Annotated in this window: 12 protein-coding genes and 1 pseudogene; 7 read left to right on the forward strand and 6 right to left on the reverse strand. The window is 74.4% G+C overall.

The window, feature by feature from the left end; genetic code table 11:
• Positions 1–250: 250 nt before the first annotated feature.
• On the reverse strand, positions 251–1,165 hold the full coding sequence (locus AB0O29_RS19040; RefSeq protein ID WP_365153100.1) for an alpha/beta fold hydrolase: 915 nt from the start codon (positions 1,163–1,165) through the stop codon (positions 251–253).
• 88 nt (positions 1,166–1,253) lie between these two features.
• Positions 1,254–1,853, reverse strand: coding sequence for a helix-turn-helix domain-containing protein (locus AB0O29_RS19045; RefSeq protein WP_365153101.1), 600 nt, complete (start codon positions 1,851–1,853; stop codon positions 1,254–1,256).
• Positions 1,854–1,942: 89 nt separating this feature from the next.
• Here AB0O29_RS19045 and AB0O29_RS19050 point away from each other — a divergent pair, with 89 nt between their 5' ends.
• The gene (locus tag AB0O29_RS19050) at positions 1,943–2,446 is read left to right on the forward strand and encodes a cupin domain-containing protein (protein ID WP_365153102.1); all 504 of its coding nucleotides are present in this window, start codon (positions 1,943–1,945) and stop codon (positions 2,444–2,446) included.
• A gap of 13 nt (positions 2,447–2,459) precedes the next feature.
• Here the strand turns inward: AB0O29_RS19050 and AB0O29_RS19055 are convergent, their stop codons facing one another.
• Complete coding sequence (locus tag AB0O29_RS19055; RefSeq protein WP_365153103.1) at positions 2,460–3,980, reverse strand: glutamate synthase subunit beta; 1,521 nt, start codon at positions 3,978–3,980, stop codon at positions 2,460–2,462.
• A gap of 131 nt (positions 3,981–4,111) precedes the next feature.
• Positions 4,112–5,212 (reverse strand): mechanosensitive ion channel family protein, encoded by a 1,101-nt coding sequence (locus AB0O29_RS19060; protein WP_365153104.1) that lies wholly within the window; start codon positions 5,210–5,212, stop codon positions 4,112–4,114.
• Between the two features lie 259 nt (positions 5,213–5,471).
• On the opposite strand from AB0O29_RS19060, the gene AB0O29_RS19065 reads away from it, so the two are divergent.
• The 4 genes and pseudogenes from AB0O29_RS19065 to AB0O29_RS19080 form a co-directional block, all read left to right on the forward strand.
• Positions 5,472–6,473 carry a hypothetical protein gene (locus AB0O29_RS19065; protein WP_365153105.1) on the forward strand — a complete coding sequence of 334 codons (1,002 nt, stop codon included), beginning with the start codon at positions 5,472–5,474 and terminating at the stop codon, positions 6,471–6,473.
• Positions 6,474–6,745: 272 nt separating this feature from the next.
• Positions 6,746–7,378: an NAD(P)H-dependent oxidoreductase gene (locus AB0O29_RS19070; RefSeq protein ID WP_365153132.1), complete on the forward strand. Its 633-nt coding sequence runs from the start codon at positions 6,746–6,748 to the stop codon at positions 7,376–7,378.
• A 409-nt stretch (positions 7,379–7,787) separates the two neighbouring features.
• Complete coding sequence (locus tag AB0O29_RS19075; RefSeq protein WP_344158226.1) at positions 7,788–8,366, forward strand: sigma-70 family RNA polymerase sigma factor; 579 nt, start codon at positions 7,788–7,790, stop codon at positions 8,364–8,366.
• A gap of 908 nt (positions 8,367–9,274) precedes the next feature.
• A pseudogene (locus tag AB0O29_RS19080) lies at positions 9,275–9,991 on the forward strand (IclR family transcriptional regulator C-terminal domain-containing protein); the annotation flags it as partial.
• A gap of 220 nt (positions 9,992–10,211) precedes the next feature.
• Here AB0O29_RS19080 and AB0O29_RS19085 read toward each other — a convergent pair.
• A complete protein-coding gene (locus tag AB0O29_RS19085; protein WP_365153106.1) occupies positions 10,212–11,627 on the reverse strand; it encodes an MFS transporter in 1,416 nt (471 codons plus the stop codon).
• 141 nt (positions 11,628–11,768) lie between these two features.
• Here AB0O29_RS19085 and AB0O29_RS19090 point away from each other — a divergent pair, with 141 nt between their 5' ends.
• Complete coding sequence (locus AB0O29_RS19090) at positions 11,769–12,590, forward strand: helix-turn-helix transcriptional regulator (RefSeq protein ID WP_365153133.1); 822 nt, start codon at positions 11,769–11,771, stop codon at positions 12,588–12,590.
• Here the strand turns inward: AB0O29_RS19090 and AB0O29_RS19095 are convergent.
• Positions 12,587–13,534 carry a nucleoside hydrolase gene (locus tag AB0O29_RS19095; RefSeq protein ID WP_365153107.1) on the reverse strand — a complete coding sequence of 316 codons (948 nt, stop codon included), beginning with the start codon at positions 13,532–13,534 and terminating at the stop codon, positions 12,587–12,589. The genes AB0O29_RS19090 and AB0O29_RS19095 overlap by 4 nt on opposite strands.
• A 257-nt stretch (positions 13,535–13,791) precedes the next feature.
• Here AB0O29_RS19095 and AB0O29_RS19100 point away from each other — a divergent pair, with 257 nt between their 5' ends.
• Positions 13,792–14,454: a DUF4360 domain-containing protein gene (locus tag AB0O29_RS19100; RefSeq protein ID WP_365153108.1), complete on the forward strand. Its 663-nt coding sequence runs from the start codon at positions 13,792–13,794 to the stop codon at positions 14,452–14,454.
• Positions 14,455–14,510 lie beyond the last annotated feature (56 nt).

Genomic DNA, 14,510 nt, shown 5'->3' on the forward strand with positions numbered 1-14,510 from the left:
AGTCAGTTCATGACGTCGCACCACGAACGGAGTAACGACCAACCGACTTTGCGGACACGGCCTAGGGCCTGTCGTCAGACTCCCGTCGTCGCCCGGAGGGCGGCCCCGCGGCGTCTGGTGCGTGCTCTCGGTGTGCCGGGCGGAAGCCCGCGTACTGGACGTACTTGGCTTTCGTCCGGTGCGGCGAGAGCGCGTGCCGGGCGTCGCGGGGCAGACGGGAGTTTGACGACAGGCCCTAGGCGGGCCGGGGTCAGCCGCCGACCGGAGCCCGCTCGGCGCGCTCCACGTGGGCGGCGATCAGCGAGGCGAACTCCGGCCACAGTGCCCGCGGCAGGTCGTGGCCCATGCCCTCGAAGACGGTCAGCCCGGCGCCCGGGACGGCCGCCGCCGTGGCCCGCCCGCCGCTGACGTCGCAGACCGGGTCGTCCGCGCCGTGGATCACCAGCGTGGGCACCCGTACCGCGCCCAGCAGGGCCGTCCGGTCCCCGGAGGCCACGGAGGCCACGGCCTGGCGGGCGACGCCGAGCGGGTCGTAGTCGCGGTCGAAGGCGCGGGCGGCACGCTCGCGCACGGCGGCCTCGTCGTGGGGGAAGCCCGGCGAGCCCATGACCCGTACCGCCCGGACCGTCCGCTCGACGGCCTCCGCGCGGTTCGCCGGGGGCGGCCCCGCCAGCACCCCCAGGACCGCGGGGTCCGGGCGGCCGACGCCGGGGGCTCCGGTCGTGGACATCAGGGAGGTCAGCGAGCGCACCCGGCCCGGATGCTCGATCGCCATCGTCTGCCCGATGGCCCCGCCCAGCGACAGGCCGACGACGTGCGCGCTCGCCAGCCCCAGCGCGTCCAGCAGGCCCACCGTGTCGGCCGCCATGTCGGACACGTCGTACGAGACCGACGACAGGTCTCCGCGCCGGGCCGCCGCCAGGTCGGGCACCGGCGCGTCGTGGAAGTGCGTGGACAGGCCGCAGTCCCGGTTGTCGAACCGGATCACCTGCATCCCGCGCCCGGTCAGCTCGGCGCAGAACCCGTCGGGCCAGCCGTGCATCTGCAGCGCCAGGCCCATCACCAGCAGGACGGGCGGCGCCTGCGGATCGCCGAGGCGCTCGTAGGCGATCTCGATGCCCGACGGTCCCACGCCCACGGCCCTGTGCTCACTCACCGCTGTCATGGCTCGGTTGTACACGCCCCGGCCGCCGCACGGGCCGCTCCCGCCGCCGCGTGTCCCGGACCCGCCGGAGCCCTCGCCCGCCGCGCGCTCAGCCGGGGCCGGCCTCCCCGGCGCCGCGCGGGCGCAGGCCGTCCAGGGTCAGCGAGAGGAAGCGGCGCCAGTCGCCGCTGCCCGTCCGGATGATCGCGGACAGCCCGCCGACGATCATGTACACGTCCGGGACCCCGAGGTCCTCCCGGAGGGTGCCGGCGGCCCGTCCCTGTGCGATCAGGGCCGCGACGGCCTCCTCCAGGCGCCCCAGCGTCGCTCCGGCGGGGGCGGAGGAGCCGGCGGCGGACAGGGCGGCGGCCGTCAGGCCCGGGCTCCGCGCGAGGGCCCCGCCGACGTGGTGCAGGTACCGCTCCAGCCCCCGGCCGGCCGCCGGTTCGCGCAGGCAGTCCGTCAGCGCCAGCTCCAGGATCCCGGCGAACCGCTGCTCCGCGGCCGCCTCCACGAGGGCCTGCTTGGACGGGAAGTGCCGGTACAGGGTGCCGATGCCGACCCCGGCCGCCCGGGCCACCTCCGGCATCTGCACCTCCTCGCCGCGCTCTTCGAACAGGGCGCGTGCCGCGGCCAGGACGAGGGCCCGGTTGCGCTCCGCGTCGGCGCGCGGACGGCGGCCGCCGCCCGGTGCATGGGGCGTTGACAAGACGACCGCTCCTCCGCGTACATTGAACCGAAAGGGAACCGGAATCGGATTCCGGTTCCTATTCTGCCATGCGAGGGAGGCGCCGCGCCATGACCGAAGAGGACCGCCGAGAGGACCACCGAGAGGACCACCGAGAGGACCGCTTCATCCTGCTGGAGCCCGGCGCCGCCCGGCCCGGCCGCGTCCCGCTGCCGCCCGCCTTCGCCGTCAAGGCCGGGGCGGCCGACACCGGGGGGAGGCTGTCCCTGATGGAGGTGACCCTCGCCAAGGACATCCCCCGGCACACCCACCACCTGGCCGACGAGTGCGTCTACGTGCTGGACGGGGTCCTCGGCATCGAGTTCGACGACCGGACCCACTCCGCCCCGGCCGGAACCTTCGCGCTGCTGCCCCGGGGCGTCCCGCACGCGCTGCGCCGGGCCTCCGACCCGCCCCCGCGCGTCCTGCAGGTCTCCGCCCCCGGAGGCTGGGAGCGCTACGTCGAGGACCTGGTCGAGGCCGGGCCCGCCGTGCTCACCGGCGGGGAGCTGGATCCCGCGAAGATCAACCCCGTCGCCGCCCGCCACCACATCCGGTACGAGGAACGGCCCTGAACCCCGCCCGGCCTCAGGTCCCGTCCGGGTCGCACCCGTACCGCAGGCGCCCCAGTGCCGTCATCGGCCGGTCGTGGGCCGCCACCGGGGCCGGCAGGACCGTGGAGCCGGTCAGGTAGCGGTCCACCGCCGAGGCCGCCGACCGGCCCTCGGCGATGGCCCACACCACCAGCGACTGGCCCCGGCCCGCGTCCCCGGCCACGAACACCCCCGGCGCCCGCCCGCCGGCGGCGGCGAAGTCCGCGTCCCGGGCGAAGTTGCCGCGCCCGTCGTACTCCAGCCCCAGTTGCTCGCGCAGCCCGCCGGACCGTTCGGGCCCGGAGAAGCCCAGCGCCAGCAGGACCAGTCCGGCCTCGATCATCCGTTCGGTACCCGCCAGGGGCCGCCGCTCCCCGGCCTCGACGGCGGTCAGCCGCAGCGCCCGCACCCGGCCGCCGGCGTCCCCGTCGAAGCGCAGGGTGGCACTGGAGAACAGCCTAGGGTCGCGGCCCGCCCGCCCGCGGGCCTCCTCGTGGGCGTGGGAGATCCGGTACACCCTCGGGTGCACCGGCCAGGGCTCGCCGTCGGCCCGGTCCGGCCCCGGCTCGGGGTTGATGTCGAGCTGGACCACCGACAGCGCGCCCTGCCGCAGGGCCGTGCCCAGGCAGTCCGAGCCGGTGTCGCCGCCGCCGACGACCACCACGTGCGTCCCGTCGGCCGTCACCGGGGACGCCGGGAGGTCCCCGGCGCACACCCGGTTGGCGCAGGTCAGGTACTCCATCGCCTGGTGGATGCCGCCCAGGCGGCGCCCCTCGACGGGCAGCTCCCGGGGCTCCCCGGCGCCGACCGCGACGACCAGGGCGTCGTAGCGGCCGCGCAGCGCGTCGGCCGGCTCCGCCCCGCCCACGTCCGAGTCCGTCACGAAGGAGGTGCCCTCGTCCCGCATCTGCTCGATCCGGCGGTCGAGGTGCTCCTTCTCCATCTTGAACTCGGGGATGCCGTAGCGGAGCAGCCCCCCGAGCCGGTCGGCCCGCTCGTGGACCACGACCCGGTGCCCGGCCCGGGTCAGCTGCTGGGCCGCGGCCAGGCCCGCCGGGCCGGAGCCGATCACCCCCACGGACCTCGCGCCCCGGCGCTCCGGAGGGCGCGGGGTCATCCAGCCGCGCCGCCGGCCCTCGTCCGCGATCGTCTGCTCGACGTTCTTGATGGTCACCGGGTCGGCGTTGATCGCGAGGACGCAGGCGTCCTCGCAGGGCGCCGGGCAGAGCCGGCCGGTGAACTCGGGGAAGTTGTTCGTCGCGTGCAGCCGCTCGTAGGCGGCCCGCCAGTCGGAGCGGGCGGCGTAGGCGTTCCACTCGGGTATCAGGTTGCCCAGTGGACAGCCGGTGTGGCAGAAGGGGACGCCGCAGTCCATGCAGCGGTCGGCCTGTTCGCGGACCAGCGGCAGCAGGGCCTGCCCCGCGTACACCTCGTGCCAGTCACCGAGCCGCTCTTCCACGGGCCGCGCCGGAACGGCCCTGCGGGGGATCCTGAGGAAGCCGAACGGATCGGTCACGCGCCGCCTCCCTGGCCCGGGTGCGAGAGGTGAGAGGCGCGGTACGGCGCGCCCGAAGCGCGCCGTACGTCACCTTTCCACCAGATTACGCCGTCCGGGCGAACCGGCACCCGGCCCCGGCCGGCGGACCGCTAGCGGTCCGCCAGCAGGGCGTCCGAGGAGCCGTCGCGCTGGTGCGGGACCGGGGCGATCGCGCGCGGGTCCTCCTCCGGGCGGAACGAGACGGTCCGGGTCGGGGCGGGGATGGAGATGCCCTCCTCCCGGAAGCGCCGGTGCAGCCGCTTGATGAACTCGTGCTTGATCCGGTACTGGTCGCTGAACTCGCCGACGCCCAGGATCACCGTGAAGTTGATCCGGGAGTCCGCGAAGGTGTGGAAGCGGACCTTCGCCTCGTGGTCGGGGACCCCGCCCTCGATGTCGGCCATCACGCCGTCCACCACGTCGAGGGCCACCCGCTCCACGTGCTCCAGGTCGCTCTCGTAGCCGACCCCCGCCTGGACCAGGAGCGACAGCTTCGCCTCGGGCTGGGTGAAGTTGGTCATGTTCGTCCGGGCGAGGCGCCCGTTGGGGATGATGACCAGGTTGTTCGACAGGTTGCGCACGACGCTGTTGCGCCAGTTGATGTCGACCACGTAGCCCTCCTCGCCGCTGCTGAGCCGGATGTAGTCGCCCGGCTGCACCGTCTTCGACGCGAGGATGTGCACCCCGGCGAACAGGTTGGCCAGGGTGTCCTGGAGCGCCAGCGCGACCGCCAGACCGCCGACGCCCAGGGCGGTGACCAGCGGGGCGATGGACACCCCGACGGTCTCCAGGGCGACCAGCACGCCCATCGTGAGGACCACGATCCGGGTGATGTTGACGAAGATGGTGGCGGAGGCGGCGACCCCGGTCCGGGACTGCGCCACCGACTGGACCAGCCCCGCGATCACCCGGGCCGCCGTGAAGGTGGCGAAGAGGATGAGCAGGGCGGTCAGGGACTGGTTGAGGATGTTCCCGACCCGCGTCGTGAGCGGCAGGGCGGTACCCGCCACCGCCGCGCCCGCGATGACGGCGGCCCAGGGGGCCAGGGTCCGCAGGGCGTCGACGATGATGTCGTCGCCGGTCCACTTGGTCCGCTCCGCGTGCTTGGCCAGCCACTTCAGCAGCGCCCGCAGCAGCAGCCCGGCCGCGCCGCCCGAGGCCAGCGCGATCGCGGCCACGACCCAGTCGTGCAGCACGAGGTCCCGGGTCAACGCACGGCCTCCGCTCGCACGAGGGCCGGCCGCCGTATGTGTCGTGTCGTCACCATGTCACCTGTCAGGTTGCGTTGTGCGGGGTCGCGTTCGAGCGGACGTACGCATTCCGAACGGACTGTCATCCTGCCGCATGCCCCGGCGCACCCCGCAGCGGGGCCGCAGTTGCTCCGGCCCGGCGAACTCCTCACCTGCCCGGCCCACAGCCCCGGCCCCGCCGGACCGCCCGCCCGCGCGCGGACCGGTGGGATGTGCAGTCATGAACCTCCACGCGCACAAGGAGACCCGCCGGTCCCGGGCACGCACCCGGGTCCTGCTCGCCTCCCTCGCCGCTGCGGCGGCCCTGACCGGACAGCTGGTCGCGACGGCACCCGCCGCGACCGCCGCCGGCCCCAAGCCCTCGGACCAGAACCCCGCGCCCACGGCCCCGGGCAAGCAGCGGACCCCCGCCAAGCACCGGCCCCCGGCCAGGCAGCAGCCCGCGGCCAAGCAGCAGCCCCCGGCCAAGAGCCAGGTCCGCGACCCCGGCCCGGGCCGGGGCGACGACCGTGAGGACGACCGGGGGAGGGACGAGGACAAGGGCGAGCACCCGCAGAAGCGGAAGCCGGCCCCGGTCGCGCACGGACTGCGGCAGTTCACCTCCGACAACACCTTCACCCCGCCGGCGGGGGTCACCTCAGTCTTCGTCCAGGCCTGGGGCGGTGGCGGCGGCGGTGGCGGCGGGGGCGGCTCCAACAACGAGGGCGGCCCCGGCGGCGCCGGAGGCGGCGGGGGCGCCGGCGGATTCACCTGGTGCGCCCTGAAGGTCGTCCCGCTGACCGACTACGGCGTCGACGTCGGCAGCGCGGGCACAGGAGGCCCCGGCGGCGCGGCGGGCGTCACGGGCGTCACCGGAACCTCGGGTACCGGCGGCTCCGCCAGCACCCTCACGGCCTCCGCGACCAACACCACCCTGCTCACGGCCGGCGGCGGGGGAGGGGGCGGCGGCGGTGGCGGAGCCACCCCCTCCGCACACGGCAGCCCCGGCGGCCCGGGCAGCGGAGGCACCGGCAACTGCTCCACGGGCGGGGTGAACCTGACCGGCGGCAGCGGGGGCCCCGGCGCCACGGGCGCCACCGACGTCCCCGACGGCATCGTCGGCCTCCCCGCGCGGACCGCGACCGGCGGCGAGGGCGGCACGGGAGGCGGCGGGAGCGCCGGCCAGGGCCCCGGCAGCCCGGGCAGCGGCGGCGGCAACGGCTACGTCGTCATCTGGTGGTAGCCGACTGAACCGCCCGCTCCCGGGTCCCACGGGCACCCGGGAGCGGGCGGCGCCCCGCGCCCGCCCCGCGCAGCCGGGTGACGTACGGCCGCGCCCCGCGCGCGGCCCCGGCCGGTGCGGCGGGGGCGCCCGTACAGTCCGCTGGGAACCTCCGCCTCCGGCGCCGGGGGCGCGCACCGGCAAGGGAGACAGCCGTGACCTCGAACGACCAGGACCACTTCCCGGCGGATCCGGCCCGCCCGCACGACGGACACCCCACCGCCCGCGCCTCGATGCACGTGTTCGTGCTCTCCGGGTCCTCCCGCACCGGCTCGGTCAACGCGCGGCTGGCGGCGCTCGTCGCCGGACTGGTCGTGCGCACCGGCGCCACCGCCGAGCCCGCGCTGCTCGGGGACTTCCCGATGCCGCTGTACGACGGGGACGTGGAGGCCGAAGGGGGCGTGCCCGAGGGCGCGCTGGCGCTGCGCGAACGCATCGAGGCGGCGCAGGCCGTGGTCATCGCCTCGCCCGAGTACAACGCCTCCGTCCCCGGGCCGGTGAAGAACGCCGTCGACTGGGTCTCCCGGATCCGGCCGCAGCCCTTCAAGGACAAGCAGGTGCTGCTGGTGTCGGCCTCCCCGTCGATGGTGGGCGGCAACCGGGGCCTGTGGGCGCTGCGCGTCCCGCTGGAACACCTCGGGGCACGGGTCTACCCCGACATGTTCAGCCTCGCGGCGGCCCACCAGGAGTTCACCGACGACGGCGCCCTCGCCGACCGGGACCTCGGCGAGCGCCTGGCGTCGACCGTCGGCTCCTTCCTCGACCTCGCCGAGGCCGACACCCGCTACCTGTGCCTGCAGCGCCGCTGGTACGAGTTCCTCGGCGACCGGACCGACGCGCCGCTCACCGCCCGAGCCCAGGACTGAACGGCCGCCCGCCGCCCGCCCTTTCGTCAACGCGCGCCCCGCCTTCACCCGAAGGTGGGGCGCGCGCTGCTGTGCGGGGGGCGTGCGCAAGGGCGGATGCGACTCTTCCGGAAGATTTCCGAAGACGGCCTGCACGATCAGGCACGTTTTCCGATGGGGTGGGAAGTGGGGAGAGCTTGTCGCTCCACGGCCGCCGGACACGGGGGAGGCGGCCCGCTACTCACAAGCCACTTGGAAGGTTCCAACCCGACGTGAACGCTGCCGACACCGTCACCCTCGTGCTGATAGACGCCACCCCGGTCCGCCACGGCCCAAGAGAGGTCCTTTCGACCGACGTGACCAGGGTGCCCGCGCACCCGAGGCGACCCACCGCCCACCCGGGCGGCGACGAGCAACGGTGGGGGAACGCATGAGCGAGGGCGAGTTCGACCCATCCGGGGACCAGACGGTCTCCAGTGAACTGGCGGGCGTGCTCCCGGTGGACTTCACCGCGTTCCACTCCCAGCAGCACCGCGCGTACCTGCGCTACGCCCACCTCCAGCTGGGCAACGCGAAGGACGCGGAGGAAGTCGTCGACGACGTGTTCACCTTCCTGCTGAAGGTGTGGCGCCAGGCGCTGAAGGAGGCGAGCCTCCACGGCTTCGCGTGGGCGGTCCTGCGCGAACACGTGGAACGGCGGCTCGCGGCCCTCGGCCGCCAGGTCGCCATGGTGGAAACGGCATGGTTCTCGGCACTGCGCCGCTCCTCCAGGGAGCGGCTCGAACTGCTGGAGTCGAAGCTCGGCCTCTACGCGGCGATCGCCGAACTGTCCGAGCGGCAGTACGACGTGGTGCTGCTGGCCTTCCTGCTGGGCAACGACTCCGACACGGTCGCCCGGATGATGGGGATCTCCCCCGCGACCGTCCGGTCGCACGTCCGCGGCGCACGCCGAACCCTGTCCCGCAAGCTCGGGGTGGACTGGATCCCCGGAGAGGAGAAGGACCAGTGAGCGACATGCCCGCTGACCGTGACATGCCGCTGCGCGAACTGGACGCGGCCCTGGAGAACGCGGCGGTGCTCGCCGAGGAGTACGCCGGCTACGACGAAGGGGCCGCCCGGCGCCGGGTGGCCCGCCGCATCGCCGCCGACCGGGCCCGCTCCGCGATCGGCACCGCCGCCGGGACGGACACCGCCCGGACAGCGGCGACGGCCTGGGACGACCTGGTGCTGGACGCCGCCTGCCACGTGCGGGCCGCGCGCTGTCTGGACGACCTGACCTGGTCCCTGGCCGAGAGCCGGGACTTCGCGGAACTCGCCCTGCAGGCCCGGTCCTGGCCCCACGGCGTGGACTCGGCCCTGCTGTTCGGCTGCCTGCTGCACCTCACGGACCGGCTGGAGGCCGCGCAGTTCTGGTTCCAGTACGCCGCCGGCGCGGGCTCCCGCACCGCCGCCCAGTGCCTCTACCTCCACCACCTGGCCCGCGCCGAGGTCCGCACGGCCCGCCACTGGAAGCAGCAGGCCCGCGTGCTGCCCGCCGAGGAACACCTGCCGCCGCTGCCCCAGATCCCCGACAACCTGGAGGACACCCTGGGCGCCTCGGTCATCTGGACCTCCCCGCCGATCAGCACCCAGGACCTCACCGGGCTCACCGGCCCCGGCCGGGCCGTCCGGCCCCCGTACCGGCTGCCGGCGCGGCTGCGCCAGGCCGTCGCCTCCCGCCCCCGCAAGGAGCACCCGGAGCTCGGCGACATCATCACCCCCAGCCCGCCCGTCGCCGTGGCCGTCGCCCGGCACGCCCGCCTCAACCCCGCGCACCTGACGGAGGAGGCGAACGCGTGGGCCCTGGACGCCCTCAAACAGCCACAGCTGACACAGGCGGCCCGCAAGACCCCCGAAGGCCGCACGGCACCCGCCGCGCTGGCCTCCGTCCACCAGGCGCTGCGCGTCCTGGAGGTGGTCAACCGCTACTCGGGCGGCGTCAGCCTCACCCAGATCGCCCGTGAGACCAAGCTGCCGCAGCTGGTCCTGGCCCGGGCCACGGAACAGCTCGTCCGCGCCAACCTCGCCACCCCCTCCGGACCGGACGCCTACGTCGCGGGCCACGCCCTGCTGCTGGCCGACGCGGCCGGGGGCGAGGGCCGGGGACAGCTGCGCGAGACCCTGGCCTGGGTGCGGGACGCCGTCGGAGCGGCCGTGTACGTCGCCCGCTACGCCGACGGCGAGGTGTCCATCACCCAGTACGCCGACGGCCCGGGCACACCCGCCGTCGACGAATGGGTGGACTTCCGCGCGGCCGCCCACGCCTCGGCCGTCGGCAAGGCCCTGCTGACCCAGCTCGACTACGACGACCGCAAGGACCACCTCGCCCGGCACGAGATGTCCCGCTTCACCTCCCACACCGTCACCACCCAGGAGGCCCTCTTCCACCAGCTCGACACCCGCCGGCCCAACGCCCCGCTGCTCGACTTCCAGGAGTACGCGGTCGGCACGGTGTGCGCGGCCGTACCGATCACGGCGGGCCCCAACGCCGAATGCGTGGCCCTGTCCATCCCGGTCCCCGACCCGGCCCGGCTCCGGCAGGCCGCCCGGATCCTGCAGAGCGAGGCCGCCGCGGTCTTACTCGCCCTGATCGTCGCGGGCAGCGCCCGTCCCGCACCGGCCCGTCCCGCGTTCGACCCCCGCGCCGCACGCCGGCCGCGGACCGAACCGGCCGCGCCCTCCGGGCTCGGCGGCACCATCCTCTCCACCACCGTCTGACCCGCACCCCCGTCCCGCCGTCCGCGCCGCCGGACGGCGGGCGGGAAGCCGAGCGGGCCCGGTCCGGACGTCCCGGACCGGGCCCCGCTCGTACGGCTCAGGCCTTGCGGCGCCGGAGGCCCGCCGCCACCAGCAGGGCCGCGCCGACCACCAGCGCCGCGTCCACCGCCAGAACGGTGCGCACCCCGTCGAAGAGCGGGACCCGCGTCGTGGCCAGGACCCCCAGCAGCGGGATCCCGATGGTGAGGCCGACCTGCTGGGTGGTGGTGACCAGACCGGTGGCCAGACCCTGCTCCTCGTCGGGCACCCCGCTCGTCACGGTCAGCCCGTACGAGATGATCGCGCCCAGGTGGCACATGCTGCCCAGCGATACGGCGACCGTCGCGACCAGCGCGCCGGACTCCGGGCCGACCGCCAGCAGCGCCGCCGTGAACAGCCCCTGCCCGGCCAGGGAACCGACCAGGGTGCGGCGGGCGCCGAAGCGGCCGACGAACCGGGGGACCAGCGAGCCGGCGAGGACCGAGGCGATCCCCTGGACCCCGAAGACCAGGCCCGTCAGGAAGGAGGACAGCCCCAGCGTCTCCTGGAGGTACAGGGTCAGCACGAAGATGACCGTCGACATCATCGAGAAGGTCACCAGGCCGCCGAAGTTCCCCCAGGCCACCGTGCGCCGCCGCAGCATCGGCAGGGAGACCAGCGGGGCCGCCGACCTCGACTCCACCACCGCGAACGCGGCCAGCAGCACCAGCCCGGCCACCAGGGCGGCCCGGACGTCCGCCCCGCCGAACCCGCGCTCGGCCGCCGTCGACAGGGAGTAGATCAGCGCCAGCAGACCGGCCGTGACGGTGACGGCGCCCGGCACGTCCAGGCGCGGCCGCTCCGGGGTGCGGGACTCGCCCAGCAGACCGGGCGCCAGGACCAGTACGGCCAGCGCGGCGACCGCGAGCAGGCCCATCGTCGAGCGCCAGCCGAGGGTGTCGGTCATGACCCCGCCGAGCACCATGCCGACCGTGAATCCCAGCGACAGCAGCATCCCGGAGATGCCCAGGGCCCGGTCGCGCAGCGGCCCCTCGGGGAAGGTCGTGGTCAGCAGCGACATCCCGGCCGGGACGATGGCGGCCGCGCCCAGGCCCTGCAGGGCGCGCCCGGTCAGGAAGGCCGCCGGATTCCAGGCGAGGGTGGCGAGCACGGAGGCCGCGCCGAACACCGCGAGACCGGTCAGGAACAGCCGCTTGCGGCCGTACAGGTCGCCGATCCGGGCGAAGAGCAGCAGGAACCCGCCGGACGGCAGGGTGAACGCGGTGACCGCCCACTGGAGGGCGGACGGGCTCAGGTCCAGGTCCCTGCCCAGCACCGGCAGGGCCACGTTCAGGACGGAGAAGTCGAGCGCCACCATGAACTGCGCGGCGCAGAGCACGAAGAGGACCAGCCTGGCCCGGCCGGAGAGCCGGGTGTCCTCGGGGGCCGCCGTGCGCGGCCCGGTGACCGCGGGGATCTCGGTGTCTGTCGTCATGGCCACCACCCTCGCCGCCCGGGAATGATCGTGAAGAGTGGGAACTTATCCTGTTGGCACCACCACCAGGCTGCCCGACAGGGGGAATTCGTGGCCACGCCGATCGACCGCAACCGCCGTACGGAACTGCGGGAGTTCCTCATGACCCGGCGTGCCAGGATCTCCCCGGCCGAGGCCGGGCTCCCGGACGGCGGGGCCCGCCGCCGCACGCCGGGGCTGCGCCGCGAGGAGGTCGCCGTCCTCGCCGGGGTCGGGGTGTCCTGGTACCAGTGGCTGGAACAGGGCCGCGACATCACGGTGTCCGGGCACGTCCTCGACGCGGTGAGCCGGGTGCTCAAACTGACCAGCGCCGAGCGCCGCCACCTGTACGTGCTCGCCGGACTCAACCCTCCGGCCCTCGAAGTGGCGCCCGGCGACCGGGACATGTGCCAGGGCCTGCAGCGGCTGATCGACGCCTGGATGCCCTTCCCCGCGCACATCATGGACGTCTACTGGAACACCGTGATGTACAACGACGCGGCCTCGCTGGTGCTCGGGATGCGCCCGGAGATCGTGCAGAACTGCCTGGTCGCCTTCTTCACCGACCCCGTCTACATGGCCCGTTCCCCGCACTGGGAGGAGATCGCCGTCGACGTCGTCGCCCAGTTCCGGGCGGCCTGCACCGAACACCCCGAGGACGAGGGCTTCCAGGCCGTCGTGGAACAGGCGCGGGAACTCAGCCCCCACTTCACGCGGTTGTGGGAGCGCCAGGACGTCCGCCCCGCCGGCCAGCTCCGCAAGCGGATGGAACACCCCGTCGTCGGCACCCTGCACGTGGAGTCGACCCAGCTGCGCGTCCCCGCGCGCCCCGATCTGGCGATCGTGCTGCACACCCCGCTGCCGGGCACGGAGACGGCGGAGAAGCTGGAGTGGCTGACCTCGCCGGAGGGGCGCCGCGGGCTGATGTACCCCGTCGCGGGTTAGTCCGCAGGGCGGGAGCCGAGTGCGGCGACGGCGCCGACCATGCGGTCCCAGAACGCCTCGCGGTCCAGGGTGACGGCGACGCGGGCGTTGGCGGGCAGGCCCAGGTAGCCGTGCGGGTCCACGACGGTGGCCCCGCGAGTATGGGTGCCGTGCAGCTCCACCGCGACGTGCGCGTCCACGCACTCCACGATCGCCGGATCGATCACCCGGGCCACCGCGACGGGATCGTGCAGCGGAGGGTGCGGCATACCCCACAACCGGTTGTAGGCGGAGGCGAAGTAGGTGAGCAACCCGGCGCAGACGGAGCCGAGTTCCGTACCCAGCGCCTCGAAGCGGGCCACGATCTCCGGTGTGGCCAGGGCCTGGTGGGTGACGTTGAGCCCGCACATGGTCACCGGCACGCCGCTGCGGAAGACGACGTCGGCCGCCTCCGGGTCCGCGTACACGTTGAACTCGGCCGCCGGAGTCCGGTTCCCCCGCTCCGTGGAACCCCCCATCAGCACGATCTCGCGGATCCGGGCGGCGGATTCGGGGTAGCGGGTCAGCAGCAGGGCGATGTTCGTCAGCGGAGCCGTGGGCACCAGCGTGACGGGCTCCGGGTGCTCCGTCAGGATCCGGTGGATCAGCTCCACCGCGTGCTCCGGCACCACACCGACGGTGGGCTCCGGGAACCGCGGTCCGTCCAGACCGGATTCGCCGTGCACGTCGTCGGCGACGGAGAGGGGCTGGAGGAGCGGCCGCGCGCAGCCGGCGGCGATGGGGACGTCCGTGATCCCGGCGACGGTGCACACCCGGCGGGCGTTGAGGGTGGTCTTCTCCACCGTCTGGTTCCCGGCGACCGTGGTGATGGCGAGCAGGTCGACCGCGGGGTCGGCCGCCGCCAGCATGATGGCGAGCGCGTCGTCGTGTCCGGGGTCGCAGTCGATGATGATCGGGACGGGCACGGGGCGGTTCCTCCCGGTGGGGGCGGCTGACCTGCCCAGTCTGCCGCCGAGGGGGTTTGCGGGCCGCCACTTGTGCGCCAAAACGCCGGAACCGGTGGCGCATACACGCGCATCGGGGCGATGTTCGGACGATTCCCCCGGGCGGGTGGCCCCGGCACGGCCCCCGGGGCCGCCGCTGCCGCGCCTGCGCCGCCCGGCCCGGCCGGTGTGGAACGGTTCGAGCCGATCACGCCCAGCAGCGATCGGAAGGACTCCCCATGTTCAGAACGGTGTTCACCGCCGGCGCGGCCGCCGCGCTCGCCGCCGCCGCTCTCACGCCCACCGCGGGGGCCGCCACCGGAGCGGGCCCGTCCTACGCGCCTCCGGAGCAGATCACCATCGACGTGGTCCAGGTCAACGGCTCGGGCTGCCGCCCCGGCAGCGCCGCCGTGGCCGTCGCGCCGGACAACACGGCCTTCACGGTGACCTACAGCGAGTACCTCGCCCAGATCGGCCCCGGCTCCAACCCCACCGACTTCCGCAAGAACTGCCAGCTGGGCCTCAGCCTGAACGTCCCGCAGGGCTACACCTTCGCCATCACCCAGGCCGACTACCGCGGCTTCGCCAGCCTCCAGAACGGCGCCACCGGCACCCAGAAGGCCAGCTACTACTTCCAGGGCATGTCCCAGACCGCCAGCCGCAGCCACACCCTGCGCGGCCCCTTCCAGGACGGCTGGCAGGTATCCGACACGGTGCCCGTCGAGGCCCTCGTCTTCCACCCCTGCGGGGCGAAGCGGAACCTCAACATCAACACCGAACTGCTCACCCAGGCCGGCACGTCGGACCCGTCCACGACCAGCTTCCTCACCATGGACTCGACCGACGGCAGCATCAACACCAAGTACCACTTCTCCTGGAAGACCTGCCCCCAGCGGCGCTGACACCGCCGCACCCCGTGCGGACCGGGGGCGGGCCCCGCGCGGGCCGGGCCGGGGGA

The sequence above is a fragment of the Streptomyces sp. NPDC089915 genome (assembly GCF_040684675.1).
Lineage (GTDB): Bacteria > Actinomycetota > Actinomycetes > Streptomycetales > Streptomycetaceae > Streptomyces.

What these genes read in the sequence shown, in the direction of transcription:
- AB0O29_RS19040 (WP_365153100.1), bottom strand. Translation starts at nt 1,165, where the DNA reads ATGACAGCGGTGAGTGAGCACAGGGCCGTGGGCGTGGGACCGTCGGGC.
- AB0O29_RS19050 (WP_365153102.1), top strand. Translation starts at nt 1,943, where the DNA reads ATGACCGAAGAGGACCGCCGAGAGGACCACCGAGAGGACCACCGAGAG.
- AB0O29_RS19065 (WP_365153105.1), top strand. Translation starts at nt 5,472, where the DNA reads ATGAACCTCCACGCGCACAAGGAGACCCGCCGGTCCCGGGCACGCACC.
- AB0O29_RS19070 (WP_365153132.1), top strand. Translation starts at nt 6,746, where the DNA reads ATGCACGTGTTCGTGCTCTCCGGGTCCTCCCGCACCGGCTCGGTCAAC.
- AB0O29_RS19075 (WP_344158226.1), top strand. Translation starts at nt 7,788, where the DNA reads ATGAGCGAGGGCGAGTTCGACCCATCCGGGGACCAGACGGTCTCCAGT.
- AB0O29_RS19085 (WP_365153106.1), bottom strand. Translation starts at nt 11,627, where the DNA reads ATGACGACAGACACCGAGATCCCCGCGGTCACCGGGCCGCGCACGGCG.
- AB0O29_RS19090 (WP_365153133.1), top strand. Translation starts at nt 11,769, where the DNA reads ATGACCCGGCGTGCCAGGATCTCCCCGGCCGAGGCCGGGCTCCCGGAC.
- AB0O29_RS19100 (WP_365153108.1), top strand. Translation starts at nt 13,792, where the DNA reads ATGTTCAGAACGGTGTTCACCGCCGGCGCGGCCGCCGCGCTCGCCGCC.